Annotated in this window: 22 protein-coding genes and 1 tRNA gene; 9 read left to right on the top strand and 14 right to left on the bottom strand. The window is 60.6% G+C overall.

The features are described 5' to 3' along the window. Window positions 1-371: 371 nt before the first annotated feature. Window positions 372-1016, top strand: coding sequence for an invasion associated locus B family protein (locus VWZ81_RS05590; RefSeq protein WP_340545591.1), 645 nt, complete (start codon window positions 372-374; stop codon window positions 1014-1016). Between the two features lie 105 nt (window positions 1017-1121). On the opposite strand, the gene VWZ81_RS05585 is transcribed toward VWZ81_RS05590, so the two are convergent. Genes VWZ81_RS05585 through VWZ81_RS05570 form a run of 4 tightly spaced genes read right to left on the bottom strand, consistent with a single transcriptional unit; the run spans window position 1122 to window position 5408 of the window. Beyond that, a complete protein-coding gene (locus VWZ81_RS05585; RefSeq protein ID WP_416534924.1) occupies window positions 1122-2330 on the bottom strand; it encodes a beta-ketoacyl-[acyl-carrier-protein] synthase family protein in 1209 nt (402 codons plus the stop codon). 28 nt (window positions 2331-2358) lie between these two features. Beyond that, window positions 2359-2613 (bottom strand): acyl carrier protein, encoded by a 255-nt coding sequence (locus VWZ81_RS05580; protein WP_340545593.1) that lies wholly within the window; start codon window positions 2611-2613, stop codon window positions 2359-2361. A 48-nt stretch (window positions 2614-2661) separates the two neighbouring features. Then, a complete protein-coding gene (gene lpxD, locus VWZ81_RS05575) occupies window positions 2662-3735 on the bottom strand; it encodes a UDP-3-O-(3-hydroxymyristoyl)glucosamine N-acyltransferase (protein ID WP_416542281.1) in 1074 nt (357 codons plus the stop codon). A gap of 38 nt (window positions 3736-3773) precedes the next feature. After that, window positions 3774-5408, bottom strand: a complete 1635-nt coding sequence (locus VWZ81_RS05570; RefSeq protein ID WP_416542280.1) for a L,D-transpeptidase family protein — start codon at window positions 5406-5408, stop codon at window positions 3774-3776. A 374-nt stretch (window positions 5409-5782) separates the two neighbouring features. On the opposite strand from VWZ81_RS05570, the gene VWZ81_RS05565 reads away from it, so the two are divergent. Beyond that, window positions 5783-6352: a YcbK family protein gene (locus tag VWZ81_RS05565; protein WP_340545596.1), complete on the top strand. Its 570-nt coding sequence runs from the start codon at window positions 5783-5785 to the stop codon at window positions 6350-6352. A gap of 238 nt (window positions 6353-6590) precedes the next feature. Further along, a tRNA-Arg gene (locus tag VWZ81_RS05560) sits at window positions 6591-6667 on the top strand. Between the two features lie 337 nt (window positions 6668-7004). Here VWZ81_RS05560 and VWZ81_RS05555 read toward each other — a convergent pair. The 3 genes from VWZ81_RS05555 to VWZ81_RS05545 are packed head-to-tail and all read right to left on the bottom strand — an operon-like array spanning window position 7005 to window position 9325. Next, window positions 7005-8066, bottom strand: coding sequence for a methyltetrahydrofolate cobalamin methyltransferase (locus tag VWZ81_RS05555; RefSeq protein ID WP_340545597.1), 1062 nt, complete (start codon window positions 8064-8066; stop codon window positions 7005-7007). Between the two features lie 3 nt (window positions 8067-8069). Next, complete coding sequence (locus VWZ81_RS05550; RefSeq protein WP_416542279.1) at window positions 8070-9002, bottom strand: methylenetetrahydrofolate reductase; 933 nt, start codon at window positions 9000-9002, stop codon at window positions 8070-8072. A gap of 26 nt (window positions 9003-9028) precedes the next feature. Next, window positions 9029-9325 (bottom strand): virulence factor, encoded by a 297-nt coding sequence (locus VWZ81_RS05545; protein ID WP_340545599.1) that lies wholly within the window; start codon window positions 9323-9325, stop codon window positions 9029-9031. A 323-nt stretch (window positions 9326-9648) separates the two neighbouring features. Between VWZ81_RS05545 and VWZ81_RS05540 the strand changes: the two genes are divergently transcribed. Both VWZ81_RS05540 and VWZ81_RS05535 read left to right on the top strand, forming a co-directional pair. Beyond that, window positions 9649-10761: a Ppx/GppA phosphatase family protein gene (locus VWZ81_RS05540; RefSeq protein WP_340545600.1), complete on the top strand. Its 1113-nt coding sequence runs from the start codon at window positions 9649-9651 to the stop codon at window positions 10759-10761. A 71-nt stretch (window positions 10762-10832) separates the two neighbouring features. After that, the gene (locus tag VWZ81_RS05535; protein ID WP_340545601.1) at window positions 10833-11588 is read left to right on the top strand and encodes an RlmE family RNA methyltransferase; all 756 of its coding nucleotides are present in this window, start codon (window positions 10833-10835) and stop codon (window positions 11586-11588) included. A 67-nt stretch (window positions 11589-11655) separates the two neighbouring features. On the opposite strand, the gene VWZ81_RS05530 is transcribed toward VWZ81_RS05535, so the two are convergent. Then, entirely contained in the window at window positions 11656-11853 is a 198-nt protein-coding gene (locus tag VWZ81_RS05530) for a hypothetical protein (protein WP_340545602.1), read from the bottom strand. Window positions 11854-12027: 174 nt separating this feature from the next. Beyond that, window positions 12028-12879, bottom strand: coding sequence for a YihY/virulence factor BrkB family protein (locus tag VWZ81_RS05525; RefSeq protein ID WP_340545603.1), 852 nt, complete (start codon window positions 12877-12879; stop codon window positions 12028-12030). 113 nt (window positions 12880-12992) lie between these two features. On the opposite strand from VWZ81_RS05525, the gene cls reads away from it, so the two are divergent. Continuing rightward, window positions 12993-14411: a cardiolipin synthase gene (gene cls, locus VWZ81_RS05520; protein WP_416542278.1), complete on the top strand. Its 1419-nt coding sequence runs from the start codon at window positions 12993-12995 to the stop codon at window positions 14409-14411. A 23-nt stretch (window positions 14412-14434) separates the two neighbouring features. Here cls and VWZ81_RS05515 read toward each other — a convergent pair whose 3' ends face one another. Both VWZ81_RS05515 and VWZ81_RS05510 read right to left on the bottom strand, forming a co-directional pair. Continuing rightward, a complete protein-coding gene (locus tag VWZ81_RS05515; protein ID WP_340545605.1) occupies window positions 14435-14884 on the bottom strand; it encodes a potassium channel family protein in 450 nt (149 codons plus the stop codon). A 96-nt stretch (window positions 14885-14980) separates the two neighbouring features. After that, on the bottom strand, window positions 14981-15373 hold the full coding sequence (locus tag VWZ81_RS05510) for a hypothetical protein (RefSeq protein WP_416542277.1): 393 nt from the start codon (window positions 15371-15373) through the stop codon (window positions 14981-14983). A 200-nt stretch (window positions 15374-15573) separates the two neighbouring features. On the opposite strand from VWZ81_RS05510, the gene VWZ81_RS05505 reads away from it, so the two are divergent. Genes VWZ81_RS05505 through VWZ81_RS05495 form a run of 3 tightly spaced genes read left to right on the top strand, consistent with a single transcriptional unit; the run spans window position 15574 to window position 19782 of the window. Then, entirely contained in the window at window positions 15574-16239 is a 666-nt protein-coding gene (locus VWZ81_RS05505) for an ABC transporter ATP-binding protein (RefSeq protein ID WP_416542276.1), read from the top strand. After that, a complete protein-coding gene (locus tag VWZ81_RS05500) occupies window positions 16236-18686 on the top strand; it encodes an FtsX-like permease family protein (protein ID WP_416542275.1) in 2451 nt (816 codons plus the stop codon). The genes VWZ81_RS05505 and VWZ81_RS05500 overlap by 4 nt, the downstream gene beginning before the upstream one ends. Further along, on the top strand, window positions 18676-19782 hold the full coding sequence (locus VWZ81_RS05495; protein WP_416542274.1) for a lipocalin-like domain-containing protein: 1107 nt from the start codon (window positions 18676-18678) through the stop codon (window positions 19780-19782). Before VWZ81_RS05500 ends, VWZ81_RS05495 begins: the two co-directional genes overlap by 11 nt. A gap of 89 nt (window positions 19783-19871) precedes the next feature. On the opposite strand, the gene VWZ81_RS05490 is transcribed toward VWZ81_RS05495, so the two are convergent. The 3 genes from VWZ81_RS05490 to VWZ81_RS05480 form a co-directional block, all read right to left on the bottom strand. Further along, the gene (locus VWZ81_RS05490) at window positions 19872-20303 is read right to left on the bottom strand and encodes a universal stress protein (protein ID WP_340545610.1); all 432 of its coding nucleotides are present in this window, start codon (window positions 20301-20303) and stop codon (window positions 19872-19874) included. Beyond that, window positions 20300-22906 (bottom strand): TRAP transporter permease, encoded by a 2607-nt coding sequence (locus tag VWZ81_RS05485; protein WP_416542273.1) that lies wholly within the window; start codon window positions 22904-22906, stop codon window positions 20300-20302. Before VWZ81_RS05485 ends, VWZ81_RS05490 begins: the two co-directional genes overlap by 4 nt. Window positions 22907-23042: 136 nt before the next feature. Next, a complete protein-coding gene (locus tag VWZ81_RS05480) occupies window positions 23043-24008 on the bottom strand; it encodes a TAXI family TRAP transporter solute-binding subunit (RefSeq protein WP_340545612.1) in 966 nt (321 codons plus the stop codon). Between the last annotated feature and the right edge of the window lie 306 nt (window positions 24009-24314).

Genomic DNA, 24314 nt, shown 5'->3' with positions numbered 1-24314 from the left:
GCGCTCGCGGCCGGCCCGTGGCGATCAGCTGCGCCTTGCGGGCAGGTGTTTTGTGCATATTGCGCGCGCTATGGGCGTAGGCGTCAATTATTCCACCAACTGCGACATTTTTTTCTCTTTCCATGTTGACCGATGGCCGACCCTTTCGTAACGTCCTCCCAATAACTAAGTCGGCCAGTCCGACGGGGAGAAAAAATACGAAAAAGGGGGCAGTTCTGCTCCCTTTTTTGTTTTGTTCCAAGCGCTTCCAGTCGTGACGCGCGATCCGGTCAATTCCCCGCCAGTGAAGCGGGCAAACATGGTTATTGGCCTGACACCGGGGTTCGGCCATGCTACATCGAATCCGACACCACAGGATAGATGAGGCAATCATGATCAAGTCCCTGACCCCGATGACCCTGGCCGCGCTGATGGCGCTGCCGCTGCCGCTGATGGCGCAGGAGACCGCCGGGGCGGCCGAGACCGAAGAGAGCCAGCCCGCCGCAGATGCCACAGCAACGGAGGCACCAAAAGCCGACGAGGTTCTGGATCTTGGCCAGCCCGTACAGGATGGCCCCAAGCTGGGGCAGCGCTATTCCAAAGAAACCCATGGCGATTGGGATCTGGCCTGCGTCAAGACCGAGGAAGAAACCGATCCCTGTTCGCTGTTGCAGATCATGTCCGACGACAGCGGCAATCCGATGGCGGAGTTTTCGCTGTTCCGGATTGATCAGGAAGGCAGCCAGGCTGTCGCCGGTGCGACGGTGATCGTGCCGCTTGAAACCTTGCTGCCGGCCGCGCTGACCATTTCCATCGATGGCGCCCCCGGCAAGCGGTATAATTATTCCTTCTGTAGCCCAATGGGCTGCGTCGCCCAGATCGGGCTGACCGAGACCGATATCGCCGCGTTCAAAAAGGGCAAGATCGCCACGCTGAGCCTGCGCCCCGCACCAGCGCCGGATCAGGTGATCAATATGGAGCTGTCGCTCAGCGGATTTACCGCCGGTTACAATGTCGTGGACGTTGTGAAGCAATAAACATCCGGTGCGGCAAACAGAAAGCCGCTGTCCAGAAAACGATCACCGCCGCACCCTCAATCAGGATGCGGCGTTTTTTTTTTCGGCTCTGCGGCTGGCGATCGCTCAGATCTTGCGCAGGACAAGCACCGCGTTCAGCCCGCCAAAGGCAAAGGCATTGCTGAGGGCGACGGTCACATTGGCCTGCCGTGCCTCATTCGGAACCACGTCCAGCGCGCATTCCGGATCAGGTTCCTCATAACCGATGGTTGGCGCAACGATACCGTCACGCAGCGCCATGATGCAGGCCAGCAGTTCGACCGCTCCGGTGCCGCCGATCAGATGGCCGTGCATGGATTTGGTCGAGGACATCATCAGATTATCCGCATGGGGCCCAAAGACATCCGCCACGGCCGCGCATTCCGTTTTGTCGTTGGCGGCGGTTCCGGTGCCATGGGCGTTGACGTAGCCGACGTCCTCGGGGTTGACCTTTGCGTCCTGCAGCGCGCCGGCAATGGCGCGCGCGGCGCCCTGTTTGCTGGGCATGACGATATCTGCCGCATCCGAGGACATGGCAAAGCCGATGACCTCGCAGATGATATCGGCGCCGCGGGCGCGGGCGTGATCATAGTTTTCAAAAACGAAGATCCCGGCCCCCTCGCCCTGCACCATGCCGTTGCGGTTGGCACTGAATGGGCGGCAGGCATCACGTGACATGACCCGCAGCCCTTCCCAGGCTTTGACCCCGCCAAAGCAGAGCATCGATTCAGATCCACCGGTGATCATCACCGGCGCCATCCCGGAGCGGACCATCTGAAACGCCTGGGCCATGGCATGATTTGAAGAGGCGCAGGCTGTCGAGACGGTAAAGCTCGGCCCCTTCAGATTATGTTCCATCGAGACATGGCTGGCTGCGGCATTGTTCATCAGCTTGGGCACGACAAAGGGGTGGACCCGGTTTTTGCCGTCCTCGTAAACCGAGCGATAATTGTCGTCCCATGTCGAGACCCCGCCGCCAGCCGTCCCAAGCACCACGCCGGATTTCTGCGACAGCTCGCCGTGAAACTCCAGCCCCGACTGTTCTATTGCCTCTTTTGCGGCGGTCAGCGTGAATTGGGTGAAACGATCATAAAGGCTCATCTGTTGCCGATTGAACCGGCCCTCGGCCTCAAACCCGCGCACCTGTCCGCCGATGCGGATCGACAGGCGGTCAACGTCGCGAAAATCGAGTTCTCCGATGCCACAGCGACCTTCGGCCATTGAGGCCAGCGTGTCGGCCACCGTATGGCCAAGGGCGTTGATTGTCCCCATGCCAGTGATGACAACCCGGTTCATCTTGTGCCTCCAACCCCGCTGAACATCGTTATTTTTCGGCGATCAGCTTATCAATGCCGACGATGATCGCAGCGACATTGGAGATGTCGAAATCGCTCTTGTCCGGTTCATTTGCGTTGAAGGGGATGGTGATGTCGAACTCTTCCTCAATGGCAAAGATACTCTCGACAAGGCCAAGGCTATCGATACCGAGGTCTTCCAATGTGCTGTCGAGTGTCACATCCGATGGTTCCAGCACAGCCTGTTCGGCGATGATGGCGATGACCTTGTCCTGCGTGCTCATGAGGGATCCCTGATCAGTGGTATTTTGCGTCATGTAAGTGGTGCGCCGTTATTTGAAAACCGCCTTCTTCAGCGCCTCGATGTCGCGCATCAGACGGCCCAGACGCCGCTGCCCCTTATACATCTCGGTATGTGTCTCCATTTTGACAGCGGGATAGCCCATCACCACACGGCCTGCGGGCACGTTTGACAGGATCTTGGTTCCGCCCCCGGCAATCACCCCGTCACCGATAAAGATATTGTCGGCAACCCCGGTCTGACCGCCCAGAACCACGTTGTTGCCAATATCGACGGAGCCTGAAATCCCGGTCTGACCACAAAGCAGACAGTCCCGACCGACGCGGGTGTTATGGCCAATATGAACGAGGTTATCGAGCTTGCTGCCGCTGCCGATCACGGTGTTGCGGATGGTGCCATTATCAATGGTGCAATTGGTGCCGAGTTCGACGTCATCGCCAATCTCGACTGCGCCGAGCGAATGGATCCGCAGCCAGCTCTGCGCCTTGCTATCGCCTTGATCGCCCATGGTTTTGCGCGCGGTTTCCACGCCGGAGACCTCCGGTGTCACATAGGAAAACCCGTCGCCGCCAATCCGTGCGCCGGGCTGGGCGCGAAAGCGATCACCGATGGTGGCACGGGCGCCAATGCTGACAGCTTCGCGCAGCTGCGCCTCGGTGCCGATGGTGACATCCGCCCCGATGTAGCACTGCGGGCCAATCACTGACCCTGCGCCGATCCGCGCACCCGCGGCGATCACCGCCAGAGGGCCGACGGAGACATTCTCGCCCAGTTCTGCGGAGGGGTCGATCACAGCGCTGGGGTGAATTCCATCGCCAAATCCCTGTCCCCGGTCCAGCAGCCGGGTCACACCGCCCATCGCGAGGCGCGGGCGCGGGGCAAAGATGGCGGCCTTCAGCCCCATCGCCTGCCAGTCGGCGCCCTCCCAGACCAATCCGACGCGGGCGCTGCCTTCGTTCAGGGTTTCGGCGTATTTCGGAGCCATGGCCATGGCCAGATCATCGGGGCCTGCATCCTGCGGTTCAGCGGCGCGCTGCACCACCAGTTCCAGATCTCCTGCGGCCTCTGCCTGAAGAGAGGCGGCGATTTCGCGGACTGTAAACATGTCGGGCCCTTCCGGTCTGTTGCCTTTGGGCCCGAGGATTACCCTTGTACGCCCGGCAACACCACCCCTGCCCGTTCCAACGCGGCCCATACCTTGGCGTCACGACCGTAGATGTCGCGACGGTATTCGGGCTGCCCTTTTGAGGACACAAAGGCGGTCCGATAGATGATATGCACCGGAACCTTCTGATCAAGGACCACCTTGGTCTCCTTGCCGCTGTTCAGAATACGGTGAAAGAAATCCTTTGGGTTTTCAGTCTGGCGAGCCAGCAAAGCGTAAGCGAATTCAAATGGTTGCGCGAGCCGGATGCAGCCATGCGAGAAGGCGCGGACCTCACGCTGGAACAGGCTCTTCTGCGGTGTGTCATGCAGATAGATATTGTATTTGTTCGGGAACATGAACTTCACCAGCCCCAGCGCGTTCTTGCTGCTGGGTGGCTGGCGCATGGCAAAGGGGAAGGTGCGCGCGGTATATTTGGAGAAATCAGCGGTTGCGCGATTCACCTTGCGGCCCCGGCTGTCGGTGATTTCGATATGGCTCACCGCGTTGGGGTTGCTGCGCAGCTTGGGCAGATATTCCTTGGTCACGATGGACCGGGGCACGTACCAGCTGGGATTGATCACCATATGCTCCATCTCGTCAGAGAATTCCGGCGAGCGTCGGTCGGCATTGTCCTTGCCGATGACAGAGCGGGTCACAAAGGTCACTTCGCCATTGTCGATGATCTTTGCGGTGAAATCGGTCTGATTGACCAGAATATGACGGTTGCCGCGATCCGGGGTCAGCCAGCGTTCGCGCTCCATCGCTACCAGAACGGATTTGAGCCGGTCCGAAACCGGTTTGTTGATTTCCGCGATTGTCCCGCCACCGGCGACCCCATCGGCGGTCAGCCCGTGATCGGATTGGAACGCCTGCACGGCCTGCTCCAGCGCGCCATCGTAGCTGCGCGCTGCGCTGCGTGGCAGATACCCCATCGCAATAAGACGATTGCGCAGGGCAATCACCGCCGGGCCATTGTCGCCACGTTCCAGTTTCTGTGCCGCAACCCGTGGGCCCCAGCCGCCGGCCGCCTGCAGCTTTTCCAGTCGCATCTTCTCACGCAGCAGCGCCTGATACTGGGCGCTTTGCGGCGCCAGGCTGCGCAGATAGGCCACAGGAGACTGATCACGGATCCCGATCAGATAGGCGGCGAAATCCGGTTGGTGTTTCTCGCGGACGATACCGTCGTCGATCCGGCGCGGTTCAAGCAGACCTGTTTGCAGGTCGCTGGCATAGCCCACCAGCGCGCGGCTCATCGCGACTTCGGCACGACCGAGGTCACGGGTGGTCCGAACCTGGCTCAGCAGCTCCATCAGCGCATCTATTTCGGCGCTGCGATCCGGAAGCCCGTGAACCGGGGCCTCCTGCAGGGCGCGAAACAGAGCTGCGCGCCGGATGCGCGCGGCATCATCGCTGCCGGTCCAGATCGCAGCATAGCCCGTTTCGCGGTAAAACGCGGCAACCGGGTCGCTCGCTGAGGCCGCTTCGGCAACCGCCTGTTTGAACGCCGTCACCTCTGCCCTGGCACCGGAGGGCATGGCAAGGGCAGCCCCGCCCAGTGCAAGTGCAAAAACTCCCGCCTTCAGCGTCGGGCCAACGGTCGAAATGGCACGGGTCATCAACACAGGCGACATATGGGTACGGTCCTCAAATGAATTGCTTTTCACAGTCTGCAGTTGCCTACATGAAATACTGGTGAACGCCAGCCCCCGCTGTCCATTCACATTTTAAACAGCGCAAACAGGCAACAGGCACCTGCGTCCTATCGGTCTCAATTACCGCCACTCGGGCCGTGATCGCCACGACACATTGAGGGGAAATTAACCATTTATTTCCCTTTTGCGCAAAAAATTGCCGAAAATCACAGTTCATGTCGAGCTGCAACATTCAAAACTTGGCGCGCGATTCTGTATGTGCAATACAGTTCTCGCGTGGAAACAGGACCACACCCTGTCCGTAACATCGGGCACAGGCAGAGACATCAGGCGTACGGGACAGCGCAGTGACAATGGCTAAAACTGAAAAATCGGGTTTCTCCCGTCGTGCTCTATTGGGTGCGTTCGCGGCAACAACCATGGTCGCCGCTCCGACCTTCTCCAATGCAGCGGGCTTCCTGCGCGGCGCAGGCGATATCCGGCGGATCCGGATGTACTCAGGCCGCACCGGTGAGCGGATCGACATGGTGTATTGGATCGACGGCAAATACATCAAGGATGCGATCAAGGAAGTGAACCACTTCATGCGCGACTGGCGCAACGATCAGGTCAAGGAAATCGACCTGCGCACGATCGACATCATGGCCGCCTCCCACAATCTTCTTGATGTGAATGAACCCTATATGATGCTGTCGGGCTACCGCAGCCCGAAAACCAACGCGATGCTGCGCAGCCGCTCGCGTGGGGTTGCAAAGAACTCGCTTCACATGCGCGGTCAGGCCGCTGACCTGCGGCTCTCCTCGCGCTCCGTATCGCAGATGGCGAAAGCCGCGATGGCCTGCCGTGCCGGTGGCGTTGGCAAATACAGTGGCTCGAATTTCGTTCATATGGACTGCGGTGTTGTCCGCAGCTGGAACGGCTAAACAGCCTGCCCCGCCTGTTCTCGTGTCCCGAGCCTTTGCAAGCCCATGTTGCCCGACAACATGGGTTTTTTGCTGTGCTCTGACGTCTGAATTCAGCGAGTTTCCCGCGCGCACCATAGTCTGTCCAATGTCCATACTCTGCATAATCATACAGATCACAAACGCCTGAATTGAATTATGGTTCCCATGTTTTTTGCCATTGCAGAGCCACCGCGCGGCAGCTATACGACGCATATAGGCACCTGTAGCTCAGCTGGATAGAGCGCTGCCCTCCGAAGGCAGAGGCCAGAGGTTCGAATCCTCTCAGGTGCGCCATCTCTCACACCATATTTCGCATATGCAACGATGCCGCTGGCGCCTGTGTGCTGTGCTTGTGTTGCGCGGGCTGTGTGGCAAGGGCTTGCCGGTCCAAGGGCCATAAGTGGACGCTGTTGCGCCCTCGCACTATTATTGGTTAATCCCGACAAATCCGGGGCGGGAGAGAGCGGCCTGCGTCCATTCAGGAATGGTTTTACCCGTGGGTCGCTCGTTTTAGCGCCAATCGGGACGCCGCAGCCCCGCGCCAGACAGCTTGCGAAACAGCTGGATTGCCAGGCAAAAAAAAGAGGCCAGACCAGTGGTCTGACCTCTTATAGCTTGTATGGGCGGCGTGTCAGGCGCGACGGCGACGGCTGCCGGCGCGACCACCGCGACCACGGCTTTCCTCGCCCTCTTTTGCGGGCTCTTTGTTGGCCTTGATCCATTCACCACCGTGAGGATCGTTGTTGGTCAACAGGTTGGCGGCGCGGATCGCTTCCATCTCCTTGCCCGGACGTGGCTTGGTGGATCCAAGACCGAACATCTGAACAAAGGCCTCGTCTTCCATGCCCTCGGGCAGGATGATCCCGGCGGCCTCCACTTCGGCTCTCTTTTCGGCAATCTTCTTCTGGGTTACCGGCAGTGCCACCGGGTTCATGATCGCAGAGGTCATCCCCGCGCCCATCGCCATCGGCAGGAAGGCATTGTTGATGCCGTGACGGTTCGGCAGGCCAAAGGAGACGTTCGAGGCACCACAGGTGGTGTTCACGCCCAGTTCTTCACGCAGACGGCGAACCAGTGCAAAGACCTGCTGGCCTGCGGTCGCCATCGCGCCAATCGGCATCACCAGCGGGTCAACCACGATGTCATGGGCAGGAATGCCGAAATCTGCGGCGCGCTCGACGATCTTCTTGGCGACGGCAAAGCGGACGTCGGGATCTTCGGAGATGCCGGTGTCGTCGTTGGAAATGGCCACGACCGGCACGTTGTACTTTTTGACCAGGGGAAGCACGTGCTCCAGGCGCTCTTCTTCGCCGGTGACCGAGTTCAGCAGCGGACGGCCCTCGGCGGCCTGCAGACCGGCTTCAAGCGCGCCGGGCACCGAGGAGTCGATGCAGAGCGGCGTGTCGGTCAGACCTTGCACCAGCTGGACGATCTTGGTCATCAGCGGCGGTTCGGTCTCGTTCGGGTTCGGGTTGGAGTTGTAGACAACGCCCGCGTTGATATCGAGGATGTTGGCGCCGGCCATCACCTGCGCAATCGCGTCTTGTTCAACGGTGGAGAAATCGCCGGCTTCCAACTCGGCCGCGAGTTTCTTGCGGCCTGTGGGGTTGATCCGTTCGCCGATGACACAGAACGGCTCATCAAATCCCAGGATTGCGGTTTTTGTCTTAGATTCTACGACGGTACGGGTCATTTTTTATCCTTGGGAATTGACCGGCTGCGCTGCTGCGCCGCCGTTGTTGATGGCCCAGGTGGCGTTGGTCTTAATGCCACCCAGCGGGAAGAAATGCACATTGGTGATGTTGAAATCGGGGTTGGCGGCCTTGTGGGCGGCCAGCTCGGCAATCACATCTGTCGGCTCATAGGGCAGCAGCAGCTTGGAGACATCCATCGCGCGCTTTTGCAGCACCTTGAGGGACGGTCCAACACCGCAGGCGATGGCGAATTTGATCAGCGTCTGCAGTTTGGCCGGGCCGGCAATGCCGATATGGATCGGCAGATCTACGCCTGCGGCCTTGATACTGTCGGCCCATTCGATGATCGGCTTCGCCTCAAAGGCGAACTGGGTTGCCAGCGCCATCTTCGCATCGGTGCGTTCGGAGAATTTCTGTTTCCACAGAAGCGCATCCGAGACGTTCTTCATGCTGCCGTCAGGATCGATATCCTTGTTGCCTTCGGGGTGGCCCGCAACATGCAGGTTGGTGAACCCGGCCTTGTCGAACAATCCGGTTTCCAAGAGCTGCATGGAGCTGTCAAAGGCACCATGAGGTTTGGCAACACCACCGGCCAGCAACAGCGCCTGCTTGACATCGGCCTCCCCCTGATAGCGGGCGATCCAGTCGGCCAGCGTGGTTTCGTCCTGGATGATCCGCGCGGGAAAATGCGGCATCACCGGGTAGCCTTCGGCATTGAGCCGCTTGGCGGTTTCCACCATTTCCTCGATCGGCGTACCTTCGATATGGGCGATGTAGACGCGGGTGCCTGCGGGCAGCAGATCGCGGAAGCTCTCGACCTTGGCAGCGGTACGGGGCATCACCTCGATCGAGTAGTTTTCCAGAAAGGCCTCGACCTCGGGGCTGCTGGGCTGCGCTACGCCAGCATCGCGTTTCTTGAAGTTCAACAAAGCCATCGTGGCCTCCCAAAAAGATGTCAGGCTCATGCCCATCCGTCGTTAGCGATCAGTGTCTTGAGCCGGTCCTGATCATAATCCGCTTCCAGACGCTTGGCCTCGGCCTCGGCGATATCGGCCGGTTCACCATCCATGGCGTAGGGCGCAGCCTTGCGCCATTCCGCGAGATAGGCGTCGGCGTCCTTCGCGTTCACCTTCATTGCCGCACGGTCGATGGCTTGTTCAAACCGCTCTTCCAATTGACGTTTGGCCCCGCGACGGCCTTTGCCGACGATGATCTGTGCTGGGATGTCGCGCCAATATACGATGGTGACGTCGGGCATTGCCTGAGCTTCCTTTGCGTCTGTGTAGTTGCGTTTCTAGTGTGGCATCGCCGGGCGCGTTCGTCGGATTTCGACCTGACATTGGTTCTGAGCGACCTTTTCCGGGTCGCTTCTGGATAGCAATGGCGGGCCGGGCTGGCTACCGGGCAGCGCCCTCATAATATTCAACAGCTTTATGAATTTGATCGGCAAAGCGCTCAAAACCGTTCAAGAAACGTCAATTCGTCAATCGGCAAATCGTCATCGGGGCATTCGGGCCACCTTGCACGTGGCGGTCAGCCCACATATGCTTGGATCAACACGATTATCGGAGGGCGTGAATCATGGCGCCCAGGCGTTCCAAAGGTGCGGGCGCATTTCCCCGAGTGGTAGAGAGCCCTGCACCGGCCCGCCCAGATCCTGATGCGCTCTATGCGGCGCTCGATCTGGGGACAAATAGCTGCCGGATGCTGATTGCCCAACCCAAGGGCAGCGGCTTCCATGTGGTGGACAGCTTTTCAAAATCGGTGCAGCTTGGCGCCGGTTTGGAGCGGACCGGGCGCTTGTCGCGCGCGTCGATGGCGCGCACCATCCAGGCTCTGCGTATATGCCAGCAAAAGCTCAAACGTAACCGGGTGAAACGGATGCGGCTGGTCGCGACCGAGGCCTGTCGTCGGGCGAAGAACGCGCGAGAGTTCATTCGTCAGGTGCGCCGCGAGACCGGTCTGACGCTGGAGATCATTCAACCCGAGGAAGAAGCGCGTCTGGCAGTGATTTCCTGCGCGCCGTTGGTGTCGACGAAGACGGATCAGCTGCTGGTGGTCGATATTGGCGGCGGCTCCACCGAACTGGTCTGGATCGACATCTCCTCGATCCCGCGCCGCGACCGGCCATCCGCCATCATGCGGCTGCACGCAGGGTTTCATCCCGTTGAAAGCCCCTTTCCCGCGGCCAAGGTTGTTGACTGGATCTCAGTACCACTTGGGGTCGCGACGCTGCGCGATCAGTTCCACGACGTCGAGGATGACGCGGCCCGTTTTGCCCTGATGAGCTGGTTCTTTGAAGAGAACCTCGCCGATTTTGCGCCCTATAAGGACGAGCAGACCCGACAGGGCTTTCAGATCGTTGGCACCTCTGGCACCGTCACCACCGTTGCCGCCTCGCATCTGGGGCTGAAACGCTATGACCGGACCAAGGTGGACGGGCTGCGCATGACCAGCGATCAGATTGACAAGGTTATCCGCTCTTATTTAGAACTCGGCCCTCAGGGGCGCCGCAGCGACCCGCGTATTGGCGAAGACCGTCAGGCGCTGATCATGTCGGGGGCGGCAATTCTACAGGCGCTCTTGCGGTGCTGGCCGACGGACAGGTTGTCCGTTGCGGACCGGGGCCTGCGCGAAGGCCTGCTTTATGCACAGATGAGCGCCGATGGCGTTCTGGAAGACGGGCCGTTCTGACGGCCACACACAGGATTTGAGCGTCCGACAGTTGGCCCCGATGCGGCCACGGACGACAGGGAACAGCAAATATGGCAAAGACACCCACGGGAAAAACACCCACTGGCAAGAACACCTCCGGGCGCGGACAGCGTGACCTGAAGGTCAAGGTCAAGACTGCCCGTGGGCGTAAACTCAGCTCCACCCGCTGGTTGCAGCGGCAGTTGAACGACCCTTATGTGAAACGCGCCCAGGCCGAAGGCTACCGTGGGCGCGCGGCCTATAAGATCATGGAAGTCGACGATAAATTCCGCTTCCTTGTGAATGGCGCGCGGGTGGTCGACCTGGGCTGCGCCCCGGGCGGCTGGGCGCAGGTAGCGGTGAAGCGGATCAATGCGCTGGGGGAAAAGCCGGGTAAGGCGGTAGGCCGCATCATCGGCGTTGATCTGCAGGAGGTCGAGCCGCTGGCGGGTGCCGAGTTCCACCAGCTGGATTTCATGGACGAAGGGGCCGACGACAAGGTCAAGGAATGGCTTGGTGGCAAGGCAGATGTGGTGATGTCGGATATGGCAGCTGCCAGTTCCGGTCACAAGCAGACCGACCATTTGCGGATTATCTCGCTTTGTGAAACCGCGGCCTATTTTGCCTTCGACGTTCTGGAAGAGGGCGGTACCTTCGTGGCCAAGGTATTGGCCGGCGGGGCCGAGGGTGATCTGCAAAAGCTGCTGAAGCAGAAATTCACCAAGGTTTTCCACGTCAAACCGCCATCGTCACGTTCGGACAGTTCGGAAAAATTCGTGGTTGCAACCGGGTTTCGCGGTGAGCCTTCGGATGCGTCTGACGATTGATCTCTAACCGGGCTGTGGCCGGGCGCATGGCAACCGCCGCCCTGCCCCGGCTTTCAGGTCTGGGCGATCAGCTGCCGCGCTGAGCGGTGCTGGAAAACGACCGCAGCGCCAGCGCCTGCAAGGCGATGGTTTCCAGTGAGGTGCCTTCAGCGCGCAGCGTCACGCGCGGGCTGTCCTTCTCGATGCGATGAGGCGCTGCGACAGGCTGTTTCAGCAGGCGTTGCACCAATTGGCGGGGCGGAAGTTTGCTTTGCAAAAGACGCATCAGTTCCTCGTACCATATGAGCGTTCAGGCTGTTCTCATCGAAGAATAGACCGGCCACTGGGCCAGAATCGTGGCTCAATTGTGGCAGAACTGCCTTATTGTTGCTATTTTCGAAACAATTACACTTCAGGCACGGCCCGGTGCACTCGGACTGTTGCAAACGCCTGCGACAGGTCAGGAGGTTGGATGCAGCAGCACCCCGTTGAGTTCCGCGCCAAGGATCAGAATGGCTGAGTTCAGATAGAGAAAGATCAGAGCCGCCATAGCCCCCGCCAGCCCTGCATAGGTGGCCGAATAGGCCGCAAAACTGCTGATGTAGATGGCAAAGGCGAGGCCGGCCGCCCACCACAGCACCACTGTCAGCAGCACCCCCGGCAGCACCTGGGAGAGCCGGTGACGCTTCGCCGGCAGCAGCATGTGGAAGGCAAACACAGCAACGAGCGGGATCACCGCAACCAGAACCCCGTTCAGACCGCCCTCCCAGTTGCCTCTCAGCGGGACTTGCGGGAAGAAACTGGCCAGATGTCGCGCATAAAGCGGTAGGATCAGCTCAAATACCGCCGCCGCCATAATGCCCGCGCCCCCCAGGATCACCAGACCAATGCACAGGCCCCGGGTCTTCCAGAACGGCCTGGTATCGCGTTCATGATAGGCCTGCACCATTGCCAGACGCACCGCATCCACTCCATTGGAGGCAAAGTAGATAGCGATGACACCACCCAGCGTGACCACCCCGGTGGAAGATGTGGCAAGCACCGAATAGACCTCCCGCACGATGGGATCCGAGACGCTTTCCGGCCAGGAGCCAAAGACCAGTTCGACCAGGTTTTCCAGATCAACCCCGCCCGACAGTGACCCCGCCACCGCACCGGTGAGCGCCACGGTAAAAAGGATAAAGGGAAACAAGGCGAGCATCAGCGACATGGCGATATGGCTGCTCAGCACCCAGCCGTTCTTGTCGTTGAACCGCTTGGCGGCCAGATACAACGCATAGGCGCCGGGTTTCACATAGGGTCGCATGCTCATGGCCTGACGGTCTCATAGCTCGCTTCGAAAAACCAGCCCTTTCAGGGAGATATAGCCAAGCCCATCCGCCGGATGTAGGTTTGGCCAGAAGATATGCGACAGGGAGCGCGGCGATGGCCTGGATTGCGATAAGCACATCGGCTGTACTGATGATGTGGGTGCTTGCGGGTCTGGCCTCTCTGAAGGCGGCCCGCACCGCCCGCACGCCGCAAGGGGCTATCGGCTGGGTGGTATTTTTGCTGTCCGCTCCGCTGGTGGCGCTGCCGCTCTATCTGTTTTTCGGGCAACGCCGGTTTTCGAGGTATCGCGCCACCCGGCGCGAGGCGGAGCGGGTCCTGAACGCGCTGCGCGTCTACTCAGATCTTCACACACAGGACCGCGATCAACTGGCCGCGAACCAGGCCCCCTTCGAACGGCTGGCCGGTTATCCGGTTTGCCGGGGCAACGGGTTTGAGCTGCTCAAAAACGGCGCTGAAATCGCCGATGCGATTATCGAGGCCATTGATGCGGCAGAGGATTACGTTCTGGTCCATTTCTACATCGTGCGCAATGACAAGATCGGACAGCGGTTCAAGACCGCCTTGCTTGACGCACGCGCGCGCGGCGTTGCTGTCTGGTTCATGACGGATGCGGTAGGCAGTCACGGGCTGTCAAACCGATACCGCGAGGCGTTGGAGGCGGCAGGTGTCAATCAGGTTGACCCCAGCACCCGCCCCGGCCCGAAACATCGGTTTCACCTGAACTTCAGGAACCATCGCAAGACGGTCATCGTCGACGGGCGTGTCGGCTTTACGGGCGGAATGAATATCGGCGATGAATACATGGGGCGCGACCCGGCCTTTGGCGCTTGGCGCGATACGCAGGTGCGGTTGACCGGTCCGGTCGTGCAGCAGCTACAGCTGGGCTATGCGGAGGATTGGTTCTGGTTGACCGAGGATCCGATCCTTGACCTGCTGACCTGGGACTGCGCCCCGGTTGAGGGCACAGGCAAACCCGCGCTGGTGGTCGAAACCGGGCCGGGAGACAGTACGATCAACGGCTCGATGCTTTATTTCTCTGCCATCTCCGCAGCGCATTCCCGGATCTGGCTTGCCTCGCCTTATTTCGTGCCGGATCAGGATGTTGTGGCTGCGTTGAAGAACGCCGCCATGCGCGGGGTCGATGTGCGCATCCTGTTGCCCGAGACTGCGGATCATTACGCACCCTGGCTGGCTGCCTACGCTTATTTTGACGACCTGCGCGAGGTTGGTGTCAAAATCTATCGGTATCAGGCCGGATTTGTGCACCAGAAGGTTTTTGTCGTGGATGATACCATTGCGGCGGTGGGCACGATGAACCTCGACAACCGTTCTTTCCGGCTGAATTTTGAGAGTATGGCGCTGTGCTTTGATGCGGAAACGGCAGAACAGGTGGCGCAGATGCTGGATGAGGACATGGCATCGTCAACGCTGCTGGAGACGGATCTGGACGCGCAACCGATGACCATCCGCTTTGGTGCGCCTGTCGCGCGCCTGCTGGCGCCAATCCTGTAGGGCACCACGCCCGAGGTGACGGGTCAGCGTACTCTCACCGGCGCGGTATCTTCCAGCAGAAACACCTCTCGCAATGCAGCCACCAGAAACGCCGTGCTGATGCCAAAGGCAAAGAGCCCGGTAACTGCGCCGAAGGCCGCAAAGATCCGCATCCCCTCGCCAAGGACGATATCGCCGTAGCCGAGCGTGGTATAGGTCGCGAGCGAGAAATAAATCGCAGTATTCCAGTCGCCTATGGCACCAGAGAAAATCAGCGCCGTGGCCCAGATCCAGACCTGCAGCGTATGGGCAAAGACGATCAGCCCGATGGCAACCGCCAGCACTGCGCTCATCTGCACAAAGCGCCGCCCACGTTGCAGCACGCCAAGCCGTCTGCGCAGAACATGGATGCAGAACACCAGCAACCCAGCCTCCACGACAAGGCAGATCCCGAGGTACAGGCTGCCGAGCAGCAGCTGCTGGATGAGTGTCATGTCCCTGCCCTCATTCGTTGGCCTTGCGCCGATAGATCTGTCGATCAGCCGCGATCGGCTCGGCTCACGGCTCCGATTTTGGCGCAGTCTACGAAATCAGCGCTGCGACATGCAATCGCGATAGTACTGTTTGACCAGCCGCTTGCGCTGCGCCTCGGGCGTGTTGAAGTAATCATCGCGGTCCTCGGCTTCGGAACCGCTGCGTGATCTCGCGCGGCGCAGCTTGCCCTCCTGCACACTGATCCCGATCCGAACTGTCCCGGAGAAAGTGATCCCGGCGCGATCATTGCCCAGCCGCAGACCGTCATGGGCATCACTGCGCGGCGCGCCGACGTAGGCCTCCGCCCGGCTGCGGCAGAGCGCTTCGCGGCTGCCGGACGCCGTTTGCGCCACGGCGACCTCCGTCAGCGGGACCGCTGCCAGAGCGGCCAGAATGGCAGGTGCCAGACCTCGCGATGACCAGCGGAATGGCAGTGAGAACAGCGACATGGCGTAGCCTTTGTTGAGCCCAACCCCATTATTGCATGGGCAAGCTTCAAATGGGGCCTACATCAGGGCGCGTCAATGTTATCTGTTGTCTTGGGCCGGGATCCCCGGAAAGGTCAGCCTGCAAGATCAGCCTGTCTGGTCGCCGGATGTATCGCGGCGCAGTCGGACAAACCATAACAGCCGTAAGGGGTTATACGTCGATGCTAATCATTGAGGAGGTCAGCAAGTCCTATTCGGGGCCGTCCGGCGCTGTTCCGGTTTTGGACCGTGTCTCGCTGGATCTGGCGGCCGGGTGCAGCCTCGCACTCACCGGAGACAGCGGATCCGGCAAAAGCACGTTGCTGCATCTGGCGGCCGCGCTGGATCAGTTCGACCGCGGCCGCATAGTGGTGGATGATATGTCCCTCGCCGAGCTGGATGACACCGGGCGCGCGGCGCTGCGGCGACGGCATGTGTCCCTGGTGTTTCAGCAGTTCAACCTGATCCCGGCCCTGACCGTTGGTCAGAACATCAGCCTGCATGCCCGGCTGGCCGACACGGTTGATGCCCGTTGGATCGAGGCATTGACCCGTCGGCTGGGGCTGGGCGAACTAGAGGGGCGCTACCCCGAACAGCTGTCTGGCGGACAGCAGCAGCGGGTCGCTATTGCCCGCGCGCTGGCGCTGCGCCCAAAGCTGCTGCTGGCGGATGAGCCGACCGGTAATCTGGACGAAACGTCAAGTGCTTCGGTCATGGAGCTGATGCTGGAACTGGTGCGGGAAACTGGCGCGGCGCTGCTGCTCGTGACCCATTCGCAGGCCATTGCGGGCTTGCTAGACAGGCAAATCCACCTCAGCAATGGCCGCCTGCGTGAGGCCGGGACATGAGAGCGGCTGCATTCTCCGCGATTCAGTCTCACTGGCGCCAGCACCCGCTACAATTGGCCATGCTGATCACCGGTCTCGCGCTGGCCACCGCGCTCTGGTCTGCGGTGCAGGCGATCAATGCCGAGGCGCGTGCAAGCTATGCCGAAGCCGCAGAGAGCATCTCCCCGTCCGGACAAAGCTATCTCGTAAACCCAGAGGGAGATATTAATATTTCCCAATATGTTGCGCTGCGACGTGAAGGTTGGCAGCTCTCGCCGATACTGATCGGTGACCTCACAAACCAACAAACAGGCTCCGGCCGAAGGCGTCTTCAGATGGTGGGCATTGATATCCTCTCGCATCCGATGATGGAACGGCTGAGCGAAGCCGGAACTGCGACGGAATCCGACGGCAACACATCTGTGGCGCTTTCCCCGGCGGATCTGCTGCTGGCACCTGGTCACCTGTTCTTGCACCCCGAGACGGATGTGATCGACCTCGATCTTGATCTGCCTCCGACAACGCGCAGCACAGCGGTTCCCCGAGACGTTTTGATCAGTGACATAGCGACTGCGGCGCGACTGCTCGCGCGACCGGATGCGATCAGCCGCCTGATGGTGCTGGATGCGCAACCCAGCGGGCTCAGATCGCTGGGCGAACTGGTGCCTGACCTGCGTTTGCAGAGCGCATCAACCGGCGCGGATACGGCGCAGCTCACCCGCAGTTTTCACCTCAACCTCACCGCCTTTGGGCTGCTGTCCTTTGCGGTGGGCCTGTTCATCGTGCAGGGCACCATCGCATTGGGGATTGAGCAGAGACGCGGCATGTTCCGCAGCCTGCGCAGTTTAGGGTTACCGCTCAACACTCTGGTCTGGCTTGTTTTTGCTGAACTATTGGCAATCACGCTTGTGGCGGCGTTGCTTGGCCTGATCCTTGGCTATCTGATCGCGGCGGCTCTCCTTCCCGGTGTCAGCGCAACCCTTTCGGGGCTGTATGGCGCCTCGGTCGATGGCAGTCTGAACCTGCGTCCGGGTTGGGTGCTTTCTGGCCTTGCGATGGCCTTGGCGGGCATGATGCTGGCCGGTGGTCAAAGCTGGTACAGCCTGTCACGATTGCCCATTCTCGCAGCGCCAGCGGCAACCGCCCGCGGTCAGCAGGCGCTGCGTGGCCATCGGCTCTCTGCTGCGACCGGTGCGCTGATGGTGCTGGCGGCGGCAGCAATACCGGTGCTGTTCGACGGGCTGCTGGCTGGCTTTGTCTTTCTCGGCTGCCTGATGCTGGGGGCCGCGCTGCTGCTGCCGCTGGGGCTATCGCGGCTGGCCTTGGTCGGAACCCGAATGGCGCGTGGCCCGGTGACGCTCTGGTTATGGGCGGACATGCGCGCGCAGCTGCCGGGTCTGTCGCTGGCGCTGATGGCACTCCTTCTGGCGCTGGCGACAAATATCGGTGTTGGCACAATGGTTTCCAGCTTTCGCCTCACCTTCCTTGGCTGGTTGGATCAACGGCTGGCCTCGGAGCTCTATATGACGCTTCCGCGCGACGAGATGGCCGATGAGGTGCTGCCCTGGCTGACGGAGAGGGGCATCCGCGCCCTGCCCATCCGCCACAGTGATGAGCGCTACAGCGGCGCCCCGATGGACGTTTACGGTGTGGTCGATGATGCCACCTATCGCGACAACTGGCCGCTGTTGCAGGCCGACGCAACCGTCTGGCAGCAGGTGGCCGACGGCAGCGGTGCGCTGATCAACGAACAGCTGGCGCGCCGTGGCGACCTGGAAACCGGAGATCTGCTGCAGATTGCACCGGAATGGCACATGCGGATAGCAGGCGTCTATTCCGACTATGGCAACCCCAACCCGCAGGCGATTGTCGGTCTCGCCACCCTGCTGGAGCATCGCCCGCTGATCGAGAACCGCCGTTTTGGCCTGCGTCTGCCGGTTGAGGACGTGGCGCGCCTGCGCCGTCAGCTGCAACAGGATTTCGATCTGCCGTCCAGTGCCTTCATCGACCAGAGCGCGCTTAAACGGCAGTCGCTGGCGATTTTTGACCGTACTTTTGTCGTGACCGGAGCGCTGAACCTGCTGACTTTCGGCGTCGCTGGCTTTGCAATGCTGACCAGCCTGCTGACGCTCTGGAGCCAACGTCTGCCGCAGCTGGCGCCGATCTGGGCGATGGGGCTGACACGCCGTCAACTGGCCAGATATGAACTTCTACGCAGCGTGATCCTGGCGGGGCTGACGGCCCTGCTTGCCCTGCCTCTCGGCCTGCTGCTGGGCTGGGCATTGCTCGCGGTTGTCAATGTCGAAGCCTTCGGCTGGCGCCTGCCGATGTTTCTGTTTCCGCTGGACTGGCTAAGGCTGTTCCTGATGGCGCTGGCGGCGGCCGCGCTGGCGGCGGCCCTGCCGGCACGGCGGCTGTCAAAGCTGAAACCCGCCGATCTGCTGAGGGTCTTTGCCAATGAACGTTAAGCCTGCTCTCCAAGCGATTTTCTGCGGCCTTGTCGCGGTGCTGGTGCTGGTCATCCGGCTTGCCGGTCCGGCTACGGCGCAGGGGTATGCCGGGCTCGGAACCGAGGTGGACGGGTTTGCAGTACCTGCACGCGGCACCCAGCTGATTTTTCCGCGTGATCACGGCGCCCACCCCGAGTTCCGCATCGAGTGGTGGTATCTGACCGCCAATCTGACCGGAGATGACGGGCGTGACTACGGGGTTCAGTGGACGCTGTTCCGGTCTGCCCTGCAACCGGGTGATGCCCGTTCGATGCCGACCGCATCCGCCTGGGAAGACCCCCAGATCTGGATGGGGCACGCCGGTCTGACGACGCCCGACGCCCATTTTCACGCCGAACGGCTGGCGCGGGGTGGCATTGGGCAGGCCGGTGTCACCACCGCTCCGTTTGAGGCCTATATCGACGATTGGTTCATGCGCGGCCGCGATGCCGGTCTGGACGCGCTGAGCCTGCGCGCGACCGGGCAGGATTTTCGCTATGATCTCTCTCTCACAGCCAATGGTCCCTTGGTCTTGCAGGGGGATGGCGGCTATTCGGTGAAATCAGCGGATGGACAGGCCAGCTACTATTATTCCCAGCCGCACTATCAGCTGAGCGGCACATTGCAGCTGCCCGGCGGCCCGGTGCAGGTGACCGGAGAAGGCTGGCTGGACCGTGAATGGTCAAGCCAGCCCCTGTCTGAGGATCAGAGCGGCTGGGACTGGTTTTCGCTGCGCTTTGATAGTGGCGAAAAGCTGATGGGGTTTCAGTTGCGGGGAAGCAGCCTGTTCACCTCAGGCACATGGATCGCAGCCGATGGCACGCCCTCTCCGCTGGAGCCAGGGCATCTTCAGGCAACGCCGCGCGGGCTGACACAGGTTGCCGGTCGCGCGGTCCCAACGGAGTGGAACCTGCGCCTGCCCGAACGCGGCCTCGATATCGAAGTCACCGCGCTGAATCCGCAGGCCTGGATGGCGATGTCCTTTCCCTATTGGGAGGGACCGGTGCGGATCACCGGCAGCCACAGCGGTAAGGGATATCTGGAGATGACAGGTTACGCGCCGCCTCCCGACTAAAGGCAGACCGGGCGCATGGGCGACGGAAAAAGGGGCGCCCGATCGGGCGCCCCTTAAATACGGAGATATGCGGTTAGAATGCCTGCGGATCAGCGCACCACATAGACCGAACAGGTGGAATGGCGGATCACCCGCGCCGCATTGGGTCCCAGCAGATAATCCGACAGCTCCGGCTTATGCGCGCCGATCACGATCAGATCGGTTCCCGCCTTGTCCGCGACCTTCAGGATTTCCTGATAGGCTTTGCCGGTGGCCACCAGATGCCGCACCTTGGCGTTGCGTTCGGCGCCGAGGACCTCCTCGCAGAGCTTGCCCAGATGATCTGCAGTTTCCTTTACCGCGCGTTCATGGTGGTGCTCTTCGAAGAACCCCGATACCCAGCTTTCGCCAAAATCGGGCAGCACATTGACGACATCCAGCTGCGCGCCATCCAGATCGGCCAGTCGGGCCGCCTCTGCCAGCACCTTGCGGTCCGTCGTGTCGCCGTTCAGTTCCAGCGCGCAGAGAACAGATTTACTCATGCCATTGCCTCCTCTTTGCGGGCACGGCCCGTCTGCATCAGGGCAACAAGCCCCAGCAGCAGCAGCGCCGGGATAAAGATCAGCTCCTTGGGCAGCTGATCCGACGGCACCTGCACCGAGGTCAAGGATACCGGGTCATCCAGATAGAAATCAAACCCGTCCAGCATCGGCTGCGCCGGGGTACCGAACATCGGCTCTTCCAGTTTGACAATGCCGTCTTCTTCCAGCGGCAGCAGTCCGAACTGATCGAGGCTTGTCTGCCCGCCCTCTGCGCCGACTGTCAGAACCAAAGTGGTTTCGGTCATCTCGCCAGTGTCGAAATCGGGACCCGCCACTTTCACGCGCACTTCGGTGCCTTCGGGGACAACGTCGAGCGCGGTGACCAGCTCGGCCGGCTCCACCTGCGTGAACGGCGGCTGGATGTAATCCATGAAGAAGCCGGGACGGAAGATTGCAAAGGCAATCGCCACCAGCGCCACGCTTTCATAGATCCGGCTGCGGGTCAGGAAATATCCCATGGTGCCGGCAGTAAAGACAAGGATTGCAATGGTGGCGGTCACCGCAACCAGTATCCCCTCGGCCCAGGTGACATCAATCAGCAGAAGATCGGTGTTGAAGATGAACACAAACGGCAGCGCCACGGTGCGCAGGCTGTAGAAGAAGGCGATGAAGCCGGTACGGATCGCATCGCCCCCGGAGACAGCCGCCGCGGCAAAGCTCGCAAGGCCCACAGGCGGTGTCACATCCGCCATGATGCCGAAGTAGAACACAAATAGATGCACCGCGATCAGCGGCACGATCAGACCGGATTGCGCCCCCAGTTCTACCACAACGCCCGCCATCAGCGAGCTGACAACGATGTAGTTCGCCGTCGTGGGCAGACCCATGCCGAGGATCAGGGACAACAGCCCTACCATCACCAGCATCAGGATCAGGTTGCCGCCCGACAGGAACTCAACCAGATCGGCCATGACCTGACCAACACCGGTGAGGGTCACCGTGCCTACGATCACGCCGGCTGTTGCTGTTGCCAGCGCGATGCCGATCATGTTGCGCGCACCATCCACCATGCCGTGCCACAGGTCGTTGAGCCCATCCATGAAGTTGTGCAGCAGGTTGCTCTGCCCGCGGAACAGCGCCTTAAGCGGTTTCTGGGTGAGCAGGATCACGAATAGCAAGGCGGTCGCCCAGAAAGCCGACAGGCCCGGCGATTTCTGTTCGATCATCAGGAAGTAGACCAGCACGATGATCGGCAGCAGGTAATGCAGACCGGCCTTGTAGATCTCGCCAACCTCGGGCAGTTCGATGTCCTTGGCGTTGGGATCATCGGGTTCAAGGTCGGGAACCTGCGCTGCCATATAGACCAGCGCGACATAGACCAATGCAACCAGACAGGTGATGATCAGGCCGGCTGCGCTTGGTGCGACGGCTTCGATCGCATCAACCGGGAATTGGGTGCCATAGCACAGCCCCGCAAACACCAGGAAGAAGCTCAGCATACCCAGCGCCGTGCGCATCAGGTTTACTTCGCGGTTGCCCAGGGTCGGCATCTTCCGCTTTACGGCTTCCAGATGCACGATGTAGATCAGCGCGATATAGGAGATCGTCGCCGGCAGGAACGCATGGGTGATCACCTCGACATAAGAAATACCGACATATTCCACCATGAGAAACGCAGCCGCGCCCATAACCGGCGGCATGATCTGGCCATTGACAGAGGAGGCAACCTCTACCGAACCGGCCTGCTCCGAGGTGAAGCCAACCCGCTTCATCAGCGGAATGGTAAAGGTGCCGGTGGTCACGACATTGGCAATCGAGGAGCCGGAGATCAGACCGGTTGCGGCCGAGCCGACCACCGCCGCCTTTGCCGGGCCACCGCGCAGGTGACCAAGCGCGCCAAAGGCCATCTTGATAAAGTAATTGCCGGCACCCGCCTTATCCAGAAGTGCACCGAACAGCACGAAGAGAAACACGAATTTCGTCGACACCCCCAGCGCGATGCCAAACACACCTTCCGAGGTGATCCACATCTGCTCCATCGCGCGGTCCAGCGATGCGCCTTTCCAGCGGATCACATCGGGGACCAGCTCGGATGAGCCGAAGAAAACATACAGCAGGAACACAGAAGCCACGATTGCCATCGCCGGGCCAAGGGCGCGGCGCGCGCCCTCAAACAGCAGCACAAGACCGATCGCAGCAAAGACCGTGTCGATGTCATCACCCTTGCCACCGGCATTCACGATCTTCTCGTAGAAGATATAGCCATAAAGTGCGGTAAATGTGCCCATCAGCGCCAGGATCCAGTCCTGAACCGGGATCCGGTCCGTCGGGCTGCTCTTCAGCGCGGGATAGGCCGCATAGGCGAGAAAAATGGCAAAGGCCAGATGGATCTGGCGCGCATTGTTTACGACGCTGCCCGGTAGCACGAGATTGGCAACCGGAGAGGCCAGCAGCACCTGAAAGACCGACCAGATGCAGGCCACAATGGCCAGGAACAGCCCTACGCTGCCAATCGGGTTGCGGGCGCCGGAGTCTGATGAGGCAACAAGAGCCTGAAGCTCTTCCTCCGACAGCGGACCTTTGCCCTGTGTTTCACTTGTCATGATGGTTCCCCTCGAAAGCTCGTACCGCTTGGGTGCAGGTACTGCTCCACTTGTTCTTGACACCCCGGTCAGCGGACGTGGAGACCGCAGGTGCAAAACGGGGCGCCATGGCGCCCCGTTCGATCAATCGGTCTGGTTATTCAACCCAGCCCTGTTCTTTGTAGTACTTCGCCGCGCCGGGATGCAGCGGTGCGGACAGGCCCGCAGTCGCCATTTCCTCAGGCTTCAGGTTGGCGAAGGCCGGGTGCAGTTTTTTGAAGTCTTCGAAGTTTTCAAAGACCGCTTTTACCACGGTGTAGACCGCCTCGTCCGAGACCTGATCAGAGGTCACGAAGGTCGCGCCAACGCCGAATGTGCTCACATCCGCGTCGGAGCCACGGTACATGCCGCCGGGAATGGTTGCAGTCCGGTAGAAGGAGTTGTCAGCGATCAGCTTTTCAACCGCTTCGCCATCCACGGTCACCAGGACGGAGTCGCAGGCGGTGGTGGCTTCCTGGATCGAGCCGGAGGGGTGGCCAACGGTGTAGACCATGGCGTCGATCTGGTTGTCGCAGAGCGCTGCGGACTGTTCGGCGGCCTTCAGCTCGGTTGCCAGCGCAAAGCTGTCCATGCCCCAGCCTTTGGCTTCCAGCAGCACTTCCATGGTGCCGCGCTGACCGGAACCGGGGTTGCCGATGTTGACGCGCTTGCCCTGGAGGTCGTCGAAATTGGTGATGCCGGCATCGGCACGCGCCACAACGGTAAAGGGCTCCGGGTGAACGGAGAACACGGCACGCAGACCTTCAAAGGCGCCCTGCTCTTCGAATTTGGAGGTGCCGTTATAGGCGTGGTACTGCCAGTCGGACTGCGCCACACCGAATTCCAGCTCACCATCACGGATGGTGTTGATGTTGTAGACGGAGCCACCGGTGGATTCCACGGAGCAGCGGATACCGTGCTCTTTGCGGGTCTTGTTGACCAGACGGCAGATCGCGCCACCGGTCGGGTAGTACACGCCGGTCACACCGCCGGTACCGATTGTGATGAATTCTTCTGCCATCGCGGCAGGTGCCATGAAGGCGGTAGCCACAAGGGCGCTAACGGCCAGCTTGGTGTTGGTCATATGTAGTGTTCTCCCACGTTTTTGTCTTCGAAACCGTAGAGCCGCACACGGCGCGGCTGGGGTCGTTGAACCCTTGGGGACATGTAGACGCCAGGTGTGTTTTGTCGCGCGTTCTGGCAACAATTTCCGGCAGGTCCAGCGGTTAAAGCGTTTCAGGCGCATCAGACCAAGTCAAGGCTTACGATCTGCCCGTGGCCCCGCAGGCACGAGGTTTCAGCGTATCTGATACCAATCCCGGAATATTCCCCCGCATCCACATCCATTGGATTCGGCGCACTGTGGCAGATTGTCACACCCATGCGCAAC

This window comes from Phaeobacter sp. JH20_34 (genome assembly GCF_048056095.1).
GTDB classification, from domain to species: domain Bacteria; phylum Pseudomonadota; class Alphaproteobacteria; order Rhodobacterales; family Rhodobacteraceae; genus Phaeobacter; species Phaeobacter bryozoorum.
The sequence above is the reverse complement of the archived record's forward strand: the minus strand, read 5'-3'. Positions and strand labels throughout refer to the sequence as shown.

What these genes read in the sequence shown, in the direction of transcription:
- VWZ81_RS05525 (WP_340545603.1), bottom strand. Translation starts at nt 12,879, where the DNA reads ATGAGCATGCGACCCTATGTGAAACCCGGCGCCTATGCGTTGTATCTG.
- VWZ81_RS05490 (WP_340545610.1), bottom strand. Translation starts at nt 20,303, where the DNA reads ATGAGTAAATCTGTTCTCTGCGCGCTGGAACTGAACGGCGACACGACG.
- VWZ81_RS05540 (WP_340545600.1), top strand. Translation starts at nt 9,649, where the DNA reads ATGGCGCCCAGGCGTTCCAAAGGTGCGGGCGCATTTCCCCGAGTGGTA.
- VWZ81_RS05500 (WP_416542275.1), top strand. Translation starts at nt 16,236, where the DNA reads ATGAGAGCGGCTGCATTCTCCGCGATTCAGTCTCACTGGCGCCAGCAC.
- VWZ81_RS05480 (WP_340545612.1), bottom strand. Translation starts at nt 24,008, where the DNA reads ATGACCAACACCAAGCTGGCCGTTAGCGCCCTTGTGGCTACCGCCTTC.
- VWZ81_RS05485 (WP_416542273.1), bottom strand. Translation starts at nt 22,906, where the DNA reads ATGACAAGTGAAACACAGGGCAAAGGTCCGCTGTCGGAGGAAGAGCTT.
- VWZ81_RS05505 (WP_416542276.1), top strand. Translation starts at nt 15,574, where the DNA reads ATGCTAATCATTGAGGAGGTCAGCAAGTCCTATTCGGGGCCGTCCGGC.
- VWZ81_RS05535 (WP_340545601.1), top strand. Translation starts at nt 10,833, where the DNA reads ATGGCAAAGACACCCACGGGAAAAACACCCACTGGCAAGAACACCTCC.
- VWZ81_RS05495 (WP_416542274.1), top strand. Translation starts at nt 18,676, where the DNA reads ATGAACGTTAAGCCTGCTCTCCAAGCGATTTTCTGCGGCCTTGTCGCG.
- VWZ81_RS05590 (WP_340545591.1), top strand. Translation starts at nt 372, where the DNA reads ATGATCAAGTCCCTGACCCCGATGACCCTGGCCGCGCTGATGGCGCTG.
- VWZ81_RS05550 (WP_416542279.1), bottom strand. Translation starts at nt 9,002, where the DNA reads ATGGCTTTGTTGAACTTCAAGAAACGCGATGCTGGCGTAGCGCAGCCC.
- VWZ81_RS05565 (WP_340545596.1), top strand. Translation starts at nt 5,783, where the DNA reads ATGGCTAAAACTGAAAAATCGGGTTTCTCCCGTCGTGCTCTATTGGGT.
- VWZ81_RS05570 (WP_416542280.1), bottom strand. Translation starts at nt 5,408, where the DNA reads ATGTCGCCTGTGTTGATGACCCGTGCCATTTCGACCGTTGGCCCGACG.
- VWZ81_RS05545 (WP_340545599.1), bottom strand. Translation starts at nt 9,325, where the DNA reads ATGCCCGACGTCACCATCGTATATTGGCGCGACATCCCAGCACAGATC.
- VWZ81_RS05515 (WP_340545605.1), bottom strand. Translation starts at nt 14,884, where the DNA reads ATGACACTCATCCAGCAGCTGCTGCTCGGCAGCCTGTACCTCGGGATC.
- VWZ81_RS05580 (WP_340545593.1), bottom strand. Translation starts at nt 2,613, where the DNA reads ATGAGCACGCAGGACAAGGTCATCGCCATCATCGCCGAACAGGCTGTG.
- VWZ81_RS05585 (WP_416534924.1), bottom strand. Translation starts at nt 2,330, where the DNA reads ATGAACCGGGTTGTCATCACTGGCATGGGGACAATCAACGCCCTTGGC.
- cls (WP_416542278.1), top strand. Translation starts at nt 12,993, where the DNA reads ATGGCCTGGATTGCGATAAGCACATCGGCTGTACTGATGATGTGGGTG.
- lpxD (WP_416542281.1), bottom strand. Translation starts at nt 3,735, where the DNA reads ATGTTTACAGTCCGCGAAATCGCCGCCTCTCTTCAGGCAGAGGCCGCA.
- VWZ81_RS05555 (WP_340545597.1), bottom strand. Translation starts at nt 8,066, where the DNA reads ATGACCCGTACCGTCGTAGAATCTAAGACAAAAACCGCAATCCTGGGA.
- VWZ81_RS05530 (WP_340545602.1), bottom strand. Translation starts at nt 11,853, where the DNA reads ATGCGTCTTTTGCAAAGCAAACTTCCGCCCCGCCAATTGGTGCAACGC.
- VWZ81_RS05510 (WP_416542277.1), bottom strand. Translation starts at nt 15,373, where the DNA reads ATGTCGCTGTTCTCACTGCCATTCCGCTGGTCATCGCGAGGTCTGGCA.